Annotated in this window: 17 protein-coding genes and 1 riboswitch; of the genes, 7 read left to right on the top strand and 10 right to left on the bottom strand. The window is 60.7% G+C overall.

Annotation, left to right across the window (positions count from 1 at the left end; all coding sequences use genetic code 11):
• Window positions 1-93 precede the first annotated feature (93 nt).
• The 3 genes from ABID16_RS10205 to ABID16_RS10195 all read left to right on the top strand — a co-directional run bounded on the left by ABID16_RS10205 (window position 94) and on the right by ABID16_RS10195 (window position 1,498).
• A complete protein-coding gene (locus ABID16_RS10205; RefSeq protein WP_354556232.1) occupies window positions 94-372 on the top strand; it encodes a PepSY domain-containing protein in 279 nt (92 codons plus the stop codon).
• The gene (locus ABID16_RS10200) at window positions 372-932 is read left to right on the top strand and encodes a cytochrome b/b6 domain-containing protein (protein ID WP_354556231.1); all 561 of its coding nucleotides are present in this window, start codon (window positions 372-374) and stop codon (window positions 930-932) included. Before ABID16_RS10205 ends, ABID16_RS10200 begins: the two co-directional genes overlap by 1 nt.
• Window positions 933-1,126: 194 nt before the next feature.
• On the top strand, window positions 1,127-1,498 hold the full coding sequence (locus ABID16_RS10195; protein ID WP_354556230.1) for a DUF4189 domain-containing protein: 372 nt from the start codon (window positions 1,127-1,129) through the stop codon (window positions 1,496-1,498).
• A gap of 58 nt (window positions 1,499-1,556) precedes the next feature.
• On the opposite strand, the gene ABID16_RS10190 is transcribed toward ABID16_RS10195, so the two are convergent.
• Window positions 1,557-1,952: a DUF805 domain-containing protein gene (locus ABID16_RS10190; protein ID WP_354556229.1), complete on the bottom strand. Its 396-nt coding sequence runs from the start codon at window positions 1,950-1,952 to the stop codon at window positions 1,557-1,559.
• A 174-nt stretch (window positions 1,953-2,126) separates the two neighbouring features.
• Window positions 2,127-3,221: a 2'-deoxycytidine 5'-triphosphate deaminase gene (locus ABID16_RS10185; RefSeq protein ID WP_354556228.1), complete on the bottom strand. Its 1,095-nt coding sequence runs from the start codon at window positions 3,219-3,221 to the stop codon at window positions 2,127-2,129.
• 69 nt (window positions 3,222-3,290) lie between these two features.
• Window positions 3,291-3,369: riboswitch (SAM riboswitch) on the top strand.
• 45 nt (window positions 3,370-3,414) lie between these two features.
• Here ABID16_RS10185 and ABID16_RS10180 point away from each other — a divergent pair.
• Window positions 3,415-4,599, top strand: a complete 1,185-nt coding sequence (locus ABID16_RS10180) for an O-succinylhomoserine sulfhydrylase (RefSeq protein WP_354556227.1) — start codon at window positions 3,415-3,417, stop codon at window positions 4,597-4,599.
• Here ABID16_RS10180 and ABID16_RS10175 read toward each other — a convergent pair.
• The 4 genes from ABID16_RS10175 to ABID16_RS10160 all read right to left on the bottom strand — a co-directional run bounded on the left by ABID16_RS10175 (window position 4,589) and on the right by ABID16_RS10160 (window position 6,788).
• A complete protein-coding gene (locus ABID16_RS10175; protein ID WP_354556226.1) occupies window positions 4,589-5,257 on the bottom strand; it encodes a nucleotidyl transferase AbiEii/AbiGii toxin family protein in 669 nt (222 codons plus the stop codon). The two genes, ABID16_RS10180 and ABID16_RS10175, sit on opposite strands and share 11 nt — an antisense overlap.
• Window positions 5,258-5,315: 58 nt before the next feature.
• The gene (locus ABID16_RS10170; RefSeq protein WP_354556514.1) at window positions 5,316-5,516 is read right to left on the bottom strand and encodes a hypothetical protein; all 201 of its coding nucleotides are present in this window, start codon (window positions 5,514-5,516) and stop codon (window positions 5,316-5,318) included.
• A 66-nt stretch (window positions 5,517-5,582) separates the two neighbouring features.
• Window positions 5,583-6,416, bottom strand: coding sequence for an FTR1 family iron permease (locus tag ABID16_RS10165; protein ID WP_354556225.1), 834 nt, complete (start codon window positions 6,414-6,416; stop codon window positions 5,583-5,585).
• A 24-nt stretch (window positions 6,417-6,440) separates the two neighbouring features.
• Window positions 6,441-6,788, bottom strand: coding sequence for a cupredoxin domain-containing protein (locus ABID16_RS10160; RefSeq protein WP_354556224.1), 348 nt, complete (start codon window positions 6,786-6,788; stop codon window positions 6,441-6,443).
• 196 nt (window positions 6,789-6,984) lie between these two features.
• Between ABID16_RS10160 and apaG the strand changes: the two genes are divergently transcribed.
• Window positions 6,985-7,377 (top strand): Co2+/Mg2+ efflux facilitator ApaG/CorD, encoded by a 393-nt coding sequence (gene apaG, locus ABID16_RS10155; RefSeq protein WP_109855933.1) that lies wholly within the window; start codon window positions 6,985-6,987, stop codon window positions 7,375-7,377.
• A 25-nt stretch (window positions 7,378-7,402) separates the two neighbouring features.
• Here apaG and ABID16_RS10150 read toward each other — a convergent pair whose 3' ends face one another.
• The 4 genes from ABID16_RS10150 to ppk2 all read right to left on the bottom strand — a co-directional run bounded on the left by ABID16_RS10150 (window position 7,403) and on the right by ppk2 (window position 11,752).
• Window positions 7,403-8,401: an Hsp33 family molecular chaperone gene (locus ABID16_RS10150; protein WP_354556223.1), complete on the bottom strand. Its 999-nt coding sequence runs from the start codon at window positions 8,399-8,401 to the stop codon at window positions 7,403-7,405.
• A 182-nt stretch (window positions 8,402-8,583) separates the two neighbouring features.
• A complete protein-coding gene (argF, locus tag ABID16_RS10145) occupies window positions 8,584-9,501 on the bottom strand; it encodes an ornithine carbamoyltransferase (protein ID WP_354556222.1) in 918 nt (305 codons plus the stop codon).
• A 27-nt stretch (window positions 9,502-9,528) separates the two neighbouring features.
• Entirely contained in the window at window positions 9,529-10,713 is a 1,185-nt protein-coding gene (locus ABID16_RS10140; protein ID WP_354556221.1) for an aspartate aminotransferase family protein, read from the bottom strand.
• Between the two features lie 160 nt (window positions 10,714-10,873).
• Window positions 10,874-11,752, bottom strand: coding sequence for a polyphosphate kinase 2 (ppk2, locus tag ABID16_RS10135; protein WP_354556220.1), 879 nt, complete (start codon window positions 11,750-11,752; stop codon window positions 10,874-10,876).
• A 130-nt stretch (window positions 11,753-11,882) separates the two neighbouring features.
• Here ppk2 and phoR point away from each other — a divergent pair, with 130 nt between their 5' ends.
• Together phoR and phoU are read left to right on the top strand one after the other, a co-directional pair.
• Window positions 11,883-13,133, top strand: a complete 1,251-nt coding sequence (gene phoR / locus ABID16_RS10130; protein WP_354556513.1) for a phosphate regulon sensor histidine kinase PhoR — start codon at window positions 11,883-11,885, stop codon at window positions 13,131-13,133.
• Window positions 13,134-13,334: 201 nt separating this feature from the next.
• Entirely contained in the window at window positions 13,335-14,045 is a 711-nt protein-coding gene (gene phoU / locus ABID16_RS10125) for a phosphate signaling complex protein PhoU (RefSeq protein WP_354556219.1), read from the top strand.
• Window positions 14,046-14,059 lie beyond the last annotated feature (14 nt).

Below are 14,059 nucleotides of genomic sequence, written 5' to 3'. Positions count from 1 at the left end.
ATTTTCCGTCAGCCATCGCTCAGTTCGCAGTCGCTAGGTTTCCTGGCAACGGTCGGACACGGGGTCCCGGTCGCCATTGAAGGAACCAAAGCCATGAAGAAACTCATTCTCGCTGCCACACTCATCTCCGCACTCGCCTCCGGCATCGCCCAGGCAGAAGACGAAAGCACCAAATGCGATGTGCCGAAGGACAAGTGGATGAGCGAAGACGCCATGAAGGCCAAGGCAAAGGAACTGGGGCTCGATGTTCGCAAGATCAAGGTCGAGAACGGCTGCTACGAAGTCTATGCCATCGACGCCAAGGGCAAGAAGGTCGAACAGGTCTTCAACCCCGAAACCGGCATTCAGGTCGGCACCGAAGGCAGCAACTGATGACCGAGGTCGCGCTCGAAGGCCGGGAAAGGCCCGGCCGGAGCGACGACCAGATCAAGGTGTGGGATCCGCTGGTGCGGATCTTTCACTGGTCACTTGTCGCGCTCTTCACCTTTTCCTTCTTCACGGGGGATGAATGGAAATCTGCCCATATCCTCTCGGGCTATGCGATCGGTTCGCTGCTCGTGATCCGAATCCTCTGGGGTCTCGTGGGAACCCGGCATGCGCGGTTTGGAAGCTTCATCTATTCGCCGCGCACGATCATGGCCTTCCTGAAGGATAGCCTGTCGATGAAGGCCAGGCGCTATGTCGGCCATAATCCGGCGGGTGGAGTCATGGTTATCCTGCTGATCGCCATGATCGCTGGCATCGTGACGACTGGATACATGATGACCACGGATACGTTCTGGGGGATCGAGTGGGTTGAGGACATGCACAAGGCGCTTGTCTATTCGACGCTCGGTCTCATCGCGCTGCATATCGCAGGCGTCGTTCTGGCAAGCCTGGAACACAGGGAAAATCTGGCCCGCGCCATGATTACCGGCTGGAAGCGCAGGTAAGCCCGTCGCCCCAGCCTGTCGCGAGCCCCTTCCTGGCCCCACTTCCCGGAGGGGGCTCGTAGACTTTGCCGGCGATTCGAACATCGCAAAAATGTTTTCGCGAGAGACGTTGCCAGTGTTGCGTTGACCGATATCAGATGGGCAGGCCGTCGGTCCTCCGACCGCCCAAAAAGCCACAGGATAACGTCAAGCCCATGAAACACATCGTCAAGTTCGGCCTTATGGCCGCTTTCGTTGCGACTGCATTCGCAAACAGTGCATCTGCCGGCGAAAACAAATGGGGCGCCTTCGCAGTCGATACATCCGACAAGAGCAAGGCCCCCTATTACGGCGTCGGCGGCGGCGATACGGAGAAGGAAGCCTCCAACTACGCCATGAAATTCTGCAAGGATGAAGGCGGCAAGGAATGCACGCTCGCGGTGACCTATGAGAAATGCGGCGCGCTGGCGTCCAGCGGCAAGTCGATCTGGTGGGGCGTTGCCCCGACGCAGAAGGACGCAGAGATCCAGGCTCTGCAGGGCTGCAAGGACGGAGCCTGCAAGGTCGTCAGTTCCGACTGCAACTGAAACAGAAAACGGCGCCGGCTTGTCGCCGGCGCCGCTTGTTACTTTTGACTTTGGCCTATCAGGCCTGAAGCGGGTCTTCGCCGAAACGGTTCGGACCCGTCGTGCCCTTCAGGAAATAGGCTTCGACGAGAAACCAGATCGGGCCGATGAGCGGGATCAGCTGGATCAGGATGAACCAGCCGGAGCGATCACGGTCATGCATGCGCTTGACGGCAACGGCGAGACCGGACCAAACGGCAAAGACCAGATAGCCAATACTGACGACGAGGTACGGAACGGACGCAGCGCCCTCAACATGGAACGTGCCGTCCTCACCGACTGAGCCGGGAACGACCTGCCAAAGGAGCGTCATGATAATGCCGACAGCGGCAGCTGCCAGCACATGGATCAGGAATGCGAACCAGATCTTCTTGCGATTGATGCGGCCCTGGAACGAAAAAAGAAGCTCTTTCATAATACCCTCACGCTGAAAAAGTTTCCAAATCCCTAATCGAGTCAGGACTATTGTCAACGAAGCGCGAACAATTATCTCAAAAATGTTCGAGAATAGCACGCAATATAGTTAACGCGCGCGGCCTCGTGTTTGCTTGCCGTGCGGTCCGCAGCCGAAACCTCTCGGACGTTCGGATCAGCTTCTGAAATGCTTGGAAAGCTTTAGGCCCTGCGCCTGATAATTCGAGCCGACGCCGGAGCCATAGAGCGCCTGCGGCTGTTCGAGCATATGCTCATAGACCAGCCTGCCGACGATCTGGCCATGTTCGAGGATGAAGGGGACCTCGTGGCTGCGCACTTCGAGAACCGCCCGCGAGCCCTTGCCGCCTGCGGCGGCATGGCCGAAGCCGGGGTCGAAGAAGCCGGCATAGTGCACGCGGAACTCGCCGACCAGCGGGTCGAAGGGCGTCATCTCGGCGGCATAGAGCGGCGGAACATGGACGGCCTCGCGGGAGACGAGAATGTAGAACTCGTCCGGATCAAGGATCAGTTCGTTGCGGCCGCGGCCGTAGATCGGCTCCCAGAAGTCATGCAGGTCATGCGCGCCCTTGCGGTCGACATCCACGACGGCCGTGTGATGCTTGCCGCGATAGCCGATGAGGCCATCCGGGCCCGTGCCTTCGAGATCGATGGAGAGCGCGATGCCGGCGCCGGAAACATTCGGTTCGCTCGCCGCAACCAGACCTTCGCTGGCATGCAGGCTTTTCACCTCCTGCTCGGTCAAAAGTGCATTGCCGATGCGGAAGCGGATCTGCGACAGGCGCGAACCGCGACGCACGACGATGGGGAAGGTGCGGGGCGAGATTTCGAGATAAAGCGGGCCGTTATAGCCGGCCGGGATCTTGTCGAATTCCTGGGCACGGTCGGTAATCACGCGGGTGAAGATATCGAGCCGGCCGGTCGAGCTTTTCGGGTTGGCGGAGGCCGACATCGCGGCATCAAGCGACAGGCTTTCCATCAGCGGCACGATATAGACGCAGCCGGTTTCGAGAACCGCGCCTTCGCTCAGATCGACGACATGCAGCTTCAGACGGTCGAGCTTGTCAGCCACCAGATGATGCGGACCGGGCAGGAAGCTGGCGCGGACACGAAACGCCTTTGCGCCGAGCCTTAAGTCAAGGCTGGCCGGCTGGATCTGGTCATGGTCGAGCGCGGCCTCACTCTTGAGCTTGCCGTCATCGAACAGAGCCTTGATCGCCTTGTCGGCCAGAATTCCGGTAGTGCGGGTCATGTTTGAAATCCTTTGGCGGACAAAACCAAAATCGCTTCCTTGACGCAAGCGCCCTTGAGGCGTAAGGGCTTTTTATCCCGTGGTGATTTGGCCGGTCGGCTTGCAGCCACGTTAAATAAGTGGCTAAAAGGACCGGGTGTGAAACCGGTCCGCTTTTGCGACCGGTTTTTTTGTTATGCAAAGGTGCATATCCATGACCAGGAATTGGAAACCCGCAACCAAGCTCGTACACGGCGGATCGCTGCGCTCGCAATTCGGCGAAATGTCCGAAGCGATTTTCCTCACCCAAGGGTTCCTGTACGAAACGTCGGCTGCCGCCGAGGCTCGCTTCAAGGGCGAGGATGACGGGTTCATCTATGCCCGCTACGGTTCGCCGACGAACGACATGTTCGAAAAGCGCATGTGCCTGCTGGAAGGCGCCGAAGACGCCCGCGCCACCGCATCCGGCATGGCCGCCATCTCCGCCGCCATTCTCTGCCAGCTGAAGGCCGGCGATCATATCGTGGCCGCCCGCGCGCTCTTCGGCTCCTGCCGCTACATCGTCGAAACGCTGGCGCCGCGCTACGGCATCGGCTGCACGCTGATCGACGGGCGCGATCTCGCCAACTGGGAAAAGGCCATCCAGCCGAACACCAAGGTGATGTTCCTGGAAAGCCCGACCAACCCGACGCTGGAGGTCGTTGACATAGCCGGCGTTGCCAAGCTTGCCAACCAGATCGGCGCGAAGCTGGTGGTCGACAACGTGTTTGCAACGCCGCTCTTCCAGCACCCGCTCGATCTCGGCGCCCATATCGTCGTCTATTCCGCCACCAAGCATATCGACGGCCAGGGCCGCTGCCTCGGCGGCATCATCCTCTCCTCGAAGGATTGGATCGACGAGAACCTGCACGACTATTTCCGCCATACGGGCCCGGCCATGTCGCCGTTCAATGCCTGGACGCTGCTGAAGGGTCTCGAAACCCTGCCGCTGCGCGTCAAACAGCAGACGGAAAACGCCGCCCGCGTTGCCGATTTCCTTGCCGACCAGAAGGCCGTCGCCAAGGTCATCTATCCGGGCCGCGCCGATCACCCGCAGGCCGACATCATCGCCAAGCAGATGACCGGCGGCTCGACGCTCGTTGCCTTTGAGCTCAAGGGCGGCAAGGAAGCGGCGTTTGCGCTTCAGGATGCGCTGGACGTGATCTGCATTTCCAACAATCTCGGCGACGCCAAGAGCCTGATCACCCATCCGGCAACGACGACGCACAAGAACCTGAAGGACGAGGACCGCGCCGAACTCGGTATCTCCGCCGGCACGGTGCGCCTGTCGCTCGGCATCGAGGACGGAGACGATCTGATCGCGGACCTGGAACAGGCGCTGTCGAAGGTCAAGGCTTGACGATGGTTGCGTCGGGCCAGGCCCGGCGCGCCGCATCGCGGAAGGCGTCAATGGCGGCTTCCGCAACCCGTGCATTCATATCGAGGGCTTCCGCCGCATAGGCAATCTCGCTCTTGTTCTTAACATGATTGAGAACTCCGGCTGCTTTGCGCGCAATATCCTGACCATAGGCCGCCTCGGCTTTCTCGATGGCGGCAAGCGGCATGTCCCCGCCATTCGCCTCGACAAGCCGTCCCAGATCGATCGCATCGCGATAGGCCACCGCGCGGTCGAAACAGCGGTCGGCATTCGCCAAGAGCTTCTCCGCAAACATGTCGTTCGTTCCGAGCAATGGGACCTGGAGATCAGGCGAGAGTGCACCAGCCAGAGTGACCCGTGCTTCGCGTACGATTTCAAATTTAACGGCGAGACCTTCGAATTCGACAAGGGTTCGAACGCCGTAGGCATCCGAGCGAATGTCGCGAAGCTGCCTGACCTCGCCCGAAAACAAGGCCGCGAGACCGCGGTCGAACACCGCGTTTCGGATATCGCGGTAGCCATCCGTGTCGGCACACAGAAAATCGAGGTCTAGCGAACGGCGATATTCGCCGCGGGTCAGAACGATGGCTGTCCCGCCGCCGAACCAGCAGCGGCTTTCCAGCAGAAAATCTGCATTCATATTCCGCAGCAGGCCAGCAATCTTGTTGTGTTCCGGACGCCTAAACTTAATCACGGGATCACACCAGGAGCCGGCCATGGCCGAATGCATGCGCCAGTTCTTCGATGAGATGCGTTTCATCCTCACCCAGACGCTCGCGGTCGACAAAACGCCAATTGCGTTCGTAGAGCGCAAAGGCCTCCTTGGCCGGAATTGCGCATGCAGGGTCGCGGTTCCAGACGAGCGCTCTCAGCTCGGGGAACTCGGCGGGCACGATCATACGGTCAACCACGTTTATCATGCTGGTATTTTAACAGAGGCTCGGCAGGCGAGCAAATCTGCCCGTTTACCGCCCTGCCGCCGCGGGGCGCGGCGCATGGTGGGGTGACAGCGCCTTGGTCAGCACGACAATGGCGACCAGTGTCACGACATAGACCAGAACCTGAAGCTCGCTCGGGCTTTGCGCGTAGCCGACCAGCGTGTGCAGGAGGCGGCCGAGGATGCTGCCTTCATCGATCAGCCAAGACGTATCCCAGGCGGTCGTGGAGAGAACATTCACCCTGCCGGAAGCCAGCAAAAGCGCGGCGCTCTGGGACGCCATGCTGGCAGCGAGCAGCGTGATCAGCGCGGACGTGACGGAGAAAAGGTAGCGCGTCGGGATCTTCACGAGGCCGAGATAGGTGAGCGCGGAGACGCCGCCGCCGAGAACGAGGCCCAGCATGGAGCCCAAAGCCAGCGACGACCAGCTGTCGCCGCCGGCCAGCACGATGCCATACATGAAGAGTGCGACTTCGGCACCTTCGCGCAGGACCGCGACCCCGACAACGACGGCAAGCGCTGCGAGCGGCCGGCTGCCTTCGCTGACGGCCTGACCGGCCGCCGTCAGTTCGGCAGCAAGTTCTCGGCCGTGGCGGGCCATCCAGAGATTATGCCAGACGAGCATGCAGACCGCGATGGCCAGCACGCCGGCATTGAAGAGCTCCTGCCCGAAACCATCGGCCCATTTCGAGACGACTTCGGCGAACATCGCCAGAAGCGCACTGCCGGCGATGCCTGCCAGCACACCGCCCGCGATCCACCAGCGGCTGCCGGCAACAAGCCTCGTCGCGGCAAGTACGATGCCGATGACGAGGCCAGCCTCGAAGACTTCGCGGAAGACGATGATGAGCGCGCCGAGCATGACTATCAGTCCGTGTTTGATCGATTACTGGACGACGACCTTGCCGATGGTTTCCTTTGGATGGAAGTCATCGAAGAACGTGTATGTGCCAGGCGCCTGTGCCCGGACATTGACGAGGATGTCGGAGAAGCCAGCCGCGACCTTTTCGAACCCAAGCTTGGAGGACTCCAGTTCGACCGGCATCGGATTGGCGTTTTTCAGCTTGATGCGGAAGGGCTCGCCCGCCTTGACCGTGATCTCACCGGGCGTAAAGACCTTGTCCTTGACGGTGATCTCATAGGTCTTCATGTCTTCGGCGCTCGCAGAGAAACCGAATATGGCCATGGCAGCACCCGACATGGCGGCGACGATCTGAAACTTCCGCATCTGCATTTCATGCTCCGTGAACGGTTCCAGCCTTTGCTGGCCGGCATTTCCAGACAGCCATAATATCATGATATTCCGAGTCAAGAAAAATTGTGTCGCAGGGCTTATCAGCGATGCCTGACATGCTGTCTGGAGGCTAACGGAAACTTGACGCAAGCGCTTTGGTGTACAATACCTAAATGCATGGTTTTGCAGGTGTGGCATGTATAGGGCGGTAACCCGGGACATCGAAGTGACGGTTGAGCCGTTCTATCTTCCGGAACAGTCGGATCCGGAGGATAGCCGTTATGTATGGGGCTATCGGATCGTCATCGCCAACTGGTCGAAGACACCGGTGCGGCTCATGCATCGCTATTGGCACATTACGGATCAGAACGGACAGGTCGACGAGGTCACGGGACCTGGCGTGATCGGCGAACAACCGCGGCTGGCACCGGGTGACACCTATGAATATTCATCAGGCTGTCCGCTGGATACGCCCTCCGGCATGATGTTCGGGCGTTATCAGATGGAAACGGACGAAGGCGAAAAGTTCGACGTCGCCATTCCCGCGTTTTCACTCGATTCACCGGGGCTGGCGCGGACGCTGAACTGAGTTCAGCGTCCGGCATTCTGGACCGTTACGCTTCTGCCCGAACCGTTTCTACTTCTTCAGCCGTGTAGCGATAGACCTGCGAACAGAATTCGCAGGTGACGGTAATCACCCCATCCTCGAAGCCTTGATCGACCTCTTCGGCCTCAAGGCCGCGCAGCACGCCGGCGATCTTGTCGCGGGAGCATGAGCAGCGATCATAGACCTTCTGCGGCTCGAAAACGCGGACGCCGCGCTCGTGGAAGAGACGATAGAGCAGGCGTTCGGCCCCGACATGCGGGTCGGTGAGTTCGTCTGCATCGATGGTGGCGACGAGGCTGCGGGCCTCGGTCCAGTTGTCGTCTTCCTCGATCTCGTGGCCTTCGTCGCCGTCGCCGCCCGGAAGATCCGGCTGGCGCATGCGCTCCGGCGCCTCGGGCAGGAACTGCGCGATCAGGCCGCCAGCCCGCCAGCGATGGCGCGGCTTGCCGGCCTCGTCGCGGTCGAGCAGTTCGGCAACGCTGAGGCGCACCGCCGTCGGGATCTGTTCCGACTGACGGAAATAGACCATGGCGATGTCCTCAAGGCTCGAACCGTCCATTTCAACGATGCCCTGATAGCGGCCCATGTGGGCGCCTTGATCGATGGTGAAGGCAAGAATGCCGCTGCCGAGCAGATCGGGCGGCGAGGTCAGGCCTTCCTCCATCGCTTCCTTCACGCGCTCTTCGTCGAAGCGGGCGTAGGCGCGCAGGCTGTCGGGCGTCGAGAAATCGGCGACCAGAAGATCGACCGGGCCGTCCCCTTGGGTCTGCACGATGAACTTGCCCTCGAATTTCAGCGAGGTGCCGAGAAGGACCGTCAGCGCGATGGCTTCGGCCAGCAACCTTGCCACCGGCACCGGATAGTCGTGGCGGGCAAGGATGGCGTCGAGCATCGGCCCGATCTGCACGGCGCGGCCGCGCACATCGAGACCCTCGACCTGGAACGGAACAACGTTGTCGTCCCCGGCGAAACCAAATTCGCCGAGATTGGCGGTCAGGTCTGACATCATGTTTCTCCCGGCCGGGTCCGATATCGCGGACGGCCGTCTTTCAAGCGTGTTTCAGGGGTGGAGAGGACTGAACAATCGATCTTCATCGTCTCCAGTTCCTCTTAGGCATGACGTTGTCGCAAAACCGCTATACACTTTTGCGCGTCATGCTCAGAATTGCCCCTTAGATAGTAAATCAATTAGATGACGCCAAGGCACCAGGCGAGAATGGATTTCTGTGCATGAAGGCGGTTTTCCGCCTCGTCGAAGACCACCGATTGCGGCCCGTCGATGACCTCATCCGTCACTTCCTCGCCGCGATGCGCCGGCAGGCAATGCATGAAGAGGGCTTCCTTGCCGGCCTTGGCCATCAGCTCGGCATTCACCTGATAGGGCATGAAGACATTGTGGCCGCGAGCCTTGTGTTCCTGGTTCATCGACACCCAGGTGTCGGTGACGATGCAATCGGCGCCGGAAACCGCGCGGTCGACATCATGGGTCAGCATCAGCTCGGCGCCCTTGTTGCGGGCCCAGTTGAGGAAGCGGTCGTCCGGCTCGGAGCCCATGGGCACGGCCATGTTCATGCGGTAGCCGAATTGCGCCGCACCCTCGACAAAGGAATGCAGCACGTTGTTGCCGTCGCCGGTCCAGGCAATCGTCTTGCCCTTCACGGCACCGCGATGCTCCTCGAAGGTCATGATGTCGGCCATGATCTGGCAGGGATGCGTATCATCCGTCAGCGCGTTGATGACCGGCACGGTTGCGTGTTCGGCCAGCTCCAGCAGGCGCGAATGGGCCGTCGTGCGTATCATGATCGCATCGACGAAGCGCGAAAGCACCTTGGCGGTGTCGCCAATGGTTTCGGCGCGGCCAAGCTGCATTTCGGTGCCCGACAGGAACAGCGTTTCGCCGCCGAGCTGGCGCATGCCGACATCGAAGGAGACGCGGGTGCGGGTCGAGGGCTTCTCGAAGATCATTGCCAGCATCTTGCCCTTGAGCGGCTGGTCGGCGGTTCCGGCCTTCGTCGCCTTCTTGCGGGCCAGCGCATCGTTCATGATGACGCGCAGCTCGCCGGCGGAAACGGCGGAGAGATCGAGGAAATGCTTCGGAGAGGCCATGTCGATGTCCTGAAATAGATTGGCTGCTTATGCCGCAGCCTTGAGATGGTCGAGCGCCCGTTCGATGCGAGCGAGACCTTCGCGAATTTCGTCAGCCGTGACGGTCAGCGGCGGAACGAGGCGCATGACATTGTCACCGGCGCCGACGCCGAGCATGTGTTCGGCGCGCACCGCCTTGATCAGATCGGCCACCGGGCGCTTGGCCTTGATGCCGAGCAGCAAGCCCTGACCACGGACTTCGACGATTTCGTCCGGATAGCGATCCTTCAGCGATTCCAGACCCTGGCGGAAGACGAGGCTCATGTCGTTGACATGTTCGAGGAAGCCATCGCCGAGCACGACGTCGAGCACGGCATTGCCAACCGCCATGGCGAGCGGATTGCCGCCATAGGTCGAGCCATGGGTGCCGGCGACCATGCCGGAGGCCGCTTCTTCCGTGGCGAGGCAGGCCCCGAAGGGGAAGCCGCCGCCGATGCCCTTGGCGATGCCCATGATGTCCGGCGTGATGCCGGCCCATTCATGCGCGAAGAGACGACCGGTGCGACCCACGCCGCTCTGCACTTCATCGAGGAGCAGAAGAAGGCCGTGGTCGTCGCAGATGGTACGCAATGCGCGCAGGAATTCCGGATCGACCGGGCGCACGCCGCCCTCGCCCTGCACGGGCTCGATCAGGATACCGGCGGTCGCCTCAGTGATGGCGGCCTTCACGGCATCCAGATCGCCGAAGGGGACCTTGTCGAAACCGGGGGCCTTGGGGCCGAAGCCTTCAATGTACTTCTCGTTGCCACCGGCCGCGATCGTCGCCGTCGTGCGGCCATGGAAGGCGCCGTCGAAGGTGATGATGTGGAACTTTTCCGGATGCCCCTTGTGGAAGTGATAGCGGCGCGCCGTCTTGATGGCGCATTCGATCGCTTCGGCACCGGAATTGGTGAAGAAGACCTTGTCGGCAAAGGTGTTGGCGACGAGGCGGCTGGCGAGCCTTTCCTGGCCCGGAGCCTCATAGAGGTTCGACGTGTGCCAGAGCTTTTCGGCCTGGGCCTTCAGCGTCTCGACCAGATGGGGATGCGAATGGCCCAGCGAATTCACCGCCACGCCGGCTGCGAAATCGAGATATCGCTCGCCGTTTTCCGCAATGAGCCAGACGCCCTCGCCGCGCTCGAAACGGAGCGGCGCACGGGAATAACTGTCATAAAGCGGCGTGGCTTCGGCCATGGCGCGTCTCTCCTTCAGGTCCAGTCAACGACGGGAATAAAAAATGCCGCTTCGACAGCGGCGCGTGTACTATTGCGGCTTCGCCCGTCATTGTCAACAAATGCAGGCGGTTGGCGGCATCGCCCCTCCCCCGCGGTTGGAAGGAGGAGCGGCCTTGTCGTCAGTCCTTCAGCAGTTCCGGTCCGTCGAGGATCTCGTTGTCGATCTCGCCGATGGCCTGCTTTTCCTTGCCATCATAATCCAGCGAATGGAGGATGTGGCGGATAAGGTTCAACCGGGCGCGGCGCTTGTCGTTGGCGCGGATGACCGTCCAGGGCGCGTGCTTGGTGTGTGTTTCCTTCAGCATCTTGTCGCGCGCCTTGGAATAATCGTCCCATTTGGTGAGCGCGGCAATGTCCATGTCGGAGAGCTTCCAGACCTTGAGCGGATCGTGGCGGCGGTCGTGAAAGCGCTTCAGCTGCATTTCTCGGCCGATATTGAGCCAGAACTTGAAAAGATAGGTCCCGTCATTGACGATCAGCCGCTCGAAGTCGGGCGTTGCCTTGAGAAAGGCCTTGTATTCGTCCTCCGTGCAGAAGCCCATGACGGGCTCGACGCCGGCGCGGTTATACCAGGAGCGGTCGAAGGCGACGAATTCGCCGGCGGTCGGGAAGTGGCTGACATAGCGCTGGAAATACCATTGGCCGCGCTCGGTCTCGGTCGGCTTGGTCAGCGCCACGACGCGGGCGGAGCGAGGGTTCATGTAGGCAAGCGTCGCCGCAATCGAGCCGCCCTTGCCGGCGGCATCGCGCCCCTCGAAGACGGACATCACGCGCTTTCCGGTCTTCTGCAGCCAGAACTGGACCTTCACCAGCTCCTTCTGCAGCGAATGGAGCTCGATCTGATAATCTTCTTCCTTCAGCTTCTTCTTGTAAGGATAGCCGCCGGAATCGAGCGCCGCCTCCTCGATCCACTCGGGAAGATGCGGATCGTCGACATCGAACACCCGCTTCTTGCCGCCAAATTCGAGTTCGACGGCCCTGCTCTTCTGGTCTGCCATACGCTGCCATTCCTCCTGTCACATTATTTCATCCTAGCGCGGATGCGCGCGAAGAAAAACATGTCACAATAGAAGCGTAACAAAGTTCCCATCATTAGCGATTCGCGTGTGTTGGGAGGAAGGCGTGGCATTGACGGACGACGACGGCAAAATCAGGTGGCGGCAAAGTCCCTATACCCTGCTTGCCGGCCTGCTGATCCTCGTGGCTGCCTTTGCCGCCGCCATGCATTCAGTTGCCGTTGCCCTCGTGCTTTCCGTTGGTGCCGTGGCGATCCTCGCCTATCAGCCTGCGCGTAACGCCAGAAGCGAAACGGTTGCCGCGCCGGTCATCGAGGCGCTGCCCGCTGCCGAGACGGCCCGGGACAATATTGGCGTGACCAGCGCCGCGCTGTCTGCCATCGACATGCCGCTTTATCTGATCGATGCGCGCGAGAATATCGTTTTCCAGAACGGGGCTGCCGCCGAGGCTTTCGGCGAAATCGAGGCGAATGCCCACATCACGACGCGGTTGCGCTCTCCGGCCATTCTCGACTGCGTGCGCGAGACGATCGCCAAGGGCAATGTGAACACGGTTGAGTATTCGGAGCGCCATCCCTCGACGCGGGTCTATCTGGTGCGGGTTGCACCGATGCCGAGCGAGAACGGAAAGGCGACGCATTTCATCCTGTCTTTCCGCGATATCTCGGAATCGCGTGTGGTCGAACGCATGCGCTCGGACTTTGTGGCCAATGCCAGCCATGAACTGAGAACCCCGCTCGCCTCGCTGCAGGGCTTCATCGAGACCCTGCAGGGGCCTGCGAAAAACGACCCCAAAGCCGGCGAACGCTTCCTCGGCATCATGCTTGAGCAGGTCCAACGCATGAACCGACTGGTGGATGACCTGCTTTCGCTCTCCCGGCTGGAACTGAAGGCGCATATCGCGCCCTCCGATCGGGTGGACCTGCTGCCGCTGCTCGGCCATGTACGCGACGCCCTACAGCCGCTCGCTGCATCGCTCGATATTGAGATCGCCATGGACCTGCCGCAAGATCCCGTCTTCGTGGCCGGCGACCGCGACGAGCTCATCCAGGTCTTCGAAAACCTCGTGCAGAACGCCTGCAAATACGGGCAGGAGGGCAAACGCGTCGAGGTGACGCTGACGCCGGCGACGAAAGGCCAGGGCGCGGAAGTCTCGATCCGCGATTTCGGACCGGGCATTGCAGAGGAGCATATTCCGCGCCTCACCGAGCGTTTTTACCGTGTGAACGTCGAAGCCAGCCGTTCCAAAAAAGGAACCGGGCTGGGGCTTGCCATCGTCAAGCATATCCTGACACGGCATCGCGCCCGCCTCATCGTGAAGTCGGAAATGGGCAAGGGATCGGTATTCACGGTCAGATTTTGACGACAGGTATGATCATTGCCCTCCACACGTTTAAAATAAACGAGTGAATTCAGTCGTATAATTTGTCACAAATCTTTTGCCAAAGTGTCATAAAAGCATTGGCGGGTGGCGCTAGGAAAGCGCATCCAGACTGAATGCGTCGCGCCATTGTCATGGTGCGGCCGAGCATGAACGCGCAACGGCTGATCGAAGAGGCCCGACATGACCCAATCCCACATTATGACCGCCTATGACGAGGAACTGCGTTTTCTCAGCCGCCGGATCGCGGAAATGGGCGGCATGGCCGAGCAGATGGCAGCGGATGCCGTTCGCGCACTGGTCAACGCCGATGCGGCGCTGGCGCAGCGCGTGATCTCCGACGACGCCATTCTCGACGCCGCCGAGCGCGAAATCACTGACAAGGCGATCCTGACGATTGCCCGCCGCCAGCCGGTCGCCAACGACCTGCGCGAAATCATGGGCTCGATCCGCATCGCCTCCGACCTGGAACGCGTCGGCGACCTCGGCAAGAACACGGCCAAGCGCGTCATCGCCGTCCAGCAGAGCGGCGTTCCGCGCGCGCTGGCCCGCGGCATGGAACACCTTTCCGAACTGGCTCTTGCCCAGCTCAAGGACGTTCTCGACGTCTACACGACGCGCTCGGCCGAGAAGGCGCAGTCGATCCGCGACCGCGACGAGGAAATCGACGCAATGTACACGTCGCTCTTCCGCGAGCTTCTGACCTACATGATGGAAGATCCGCGCAACATCACATCCTGCACGCATCTTCTCTTCTGCGCCAAGAACATCGAGCGCATCGGAGACCATGCCACGAACATTGCCGAGACGATCTACTACATGACGACCGGCACACAGCCCGACGGCGAGCGCCCAAAGGACGACAACACCGCCACGATGACGGTTCAGGGCTGAAAGCGGTAGAACGT

The sequence above is a fragment of the Limnomicrobium aquaticum genome (genome assembly GCF_040545545.1).
Classification (GTDB): domain Bacteria; phylum Pseudomonadota; class Alphaproteobacteria; order Rhizobiales; family Rhizobiaceae; genus Ensifer_A; species Ensifer_A aquaticum.
The sequence above is the reverse complement of the archived record's forward strand: the minus strand, read 5'-3'. Positions and strand labels throughout refer to the sequence as shown.

Excerpts from the sequence above, each read along its gene's own strand:
- ABID16_RS10205 (WP_354556232.1), top strand. The coding sequence starts at position 94 with ATGAAGAAACTCATTCTCGCTGCCACACTCATCTCCGCACTCGCCTCC.
- ABID16_RS10200 (WP_354556231.1), top strand. The coding sequence starts at position 372 with ATGACCGAGGTCGCGCTCGAAGGCCGGGAAAGGCCCGGCCGGAGCGAC.
- ABID16_RS10195 (WP_354556230.1), top strand. The coding sequence starts at position 1,127 with ATGAAACACATCGTCAAGTTCGGCCTTATGGCCGCTTTCGTTGCGACT.
- ABID16_RS10190 (WP_354556229.1), bottom strand. The coding sequence starts at position 1,952 with ATGAAAGAGCTTCTTTTTTCGTTCCAGGGCCGCATCAATCGCAAGAAG.
- ABID16_RS10185 (WP_354556228.1), bottom strand. The coding sequence starts at position 3,221 with ATGACCCGCACTACCGGAATTCTGGCCGACAAGGCGATCAAGGCTCTG.
- ABID16_RS10180 (WP_354556227.1), top strand. The coding sequence starts at position 3,415 with ATGACCAGGAATTGGAAACCCGCAACCAAGCTCGTACACGGCGGATCG.
- ABID16_RS10175 (WP_354556226.1), bottom strand. The coding sequence starts at position 5,257 with ATGAATGCAGATTTTCTGCTGGAAAGCCGCTGCTGGTTCGGCGGCGGG.
- ABID16_RS10170 (WP_354556514.1), bottom strand. The coding sequence starts at position 5,516 with ATGATCGTGCCCGCCGAGTTCCCCGAGCTGAGAGCGCTCGTCTGGAAC.
- ABID16_RS10165 (WP_354556225.1), bottom strand. The coding sequence starts at position 6,416 with ATGCTCGGCGCGCTCATCATCGTCTTCCGCGAAGTCTTCGAGGCTGGC.
- ABID16_RS10160 (WP_354556224.1), bottom strand. The coding sequence starts at position 6,788 with ATGCAGATGCGGAAGTTTCAGATCGTCGCCGCCATGTCGGGTGCTGCC.
- apaG (WP_109855933.1), top strand. The coding sequence starts at position 6,985 with ATGTATAGGGCGGTAACCCGGGACATCGAAGTGACGGTTGAGCCGTTC.
- ABID16_RS10150 (WP_354556223.1), bottom strand. The coding sequence starts at position 8,401 with ATGTCAGACCTGACCGCCAATCTCGGCGAATTTGGTTTCGCCGGGGAC.
- argF (WP_354556222.1), bottom strand. The coding sequence starts at position 9,501 with ATGGCCTCTCCGAAGCATTTCCTCGATCTCTCCGCCGTTTCCGCCGGC.
- ABID16_RS10140 (WP_354556221.1), bottom strand. The coding sequence starts at position 10,713 with ATGGCCGAAGCCACGCCGCTTTATGACAGTTATTCCCGTGCGCCGCTC.
- ppk2 (WP_354556220.1), bottom strand. The coding sequence starts at position 11,752 with ATGGCAGACCAGAAGAGCAGGGCCGTCGAACTCGAATTTGGCGGCAAG.
- phoU (WP_354556219.1), top strand. The coding sequence starts at position 13,335 with ATGACCCAATCCCACATTATGACCGCCTATGACGAGGAACTGCGTTTT.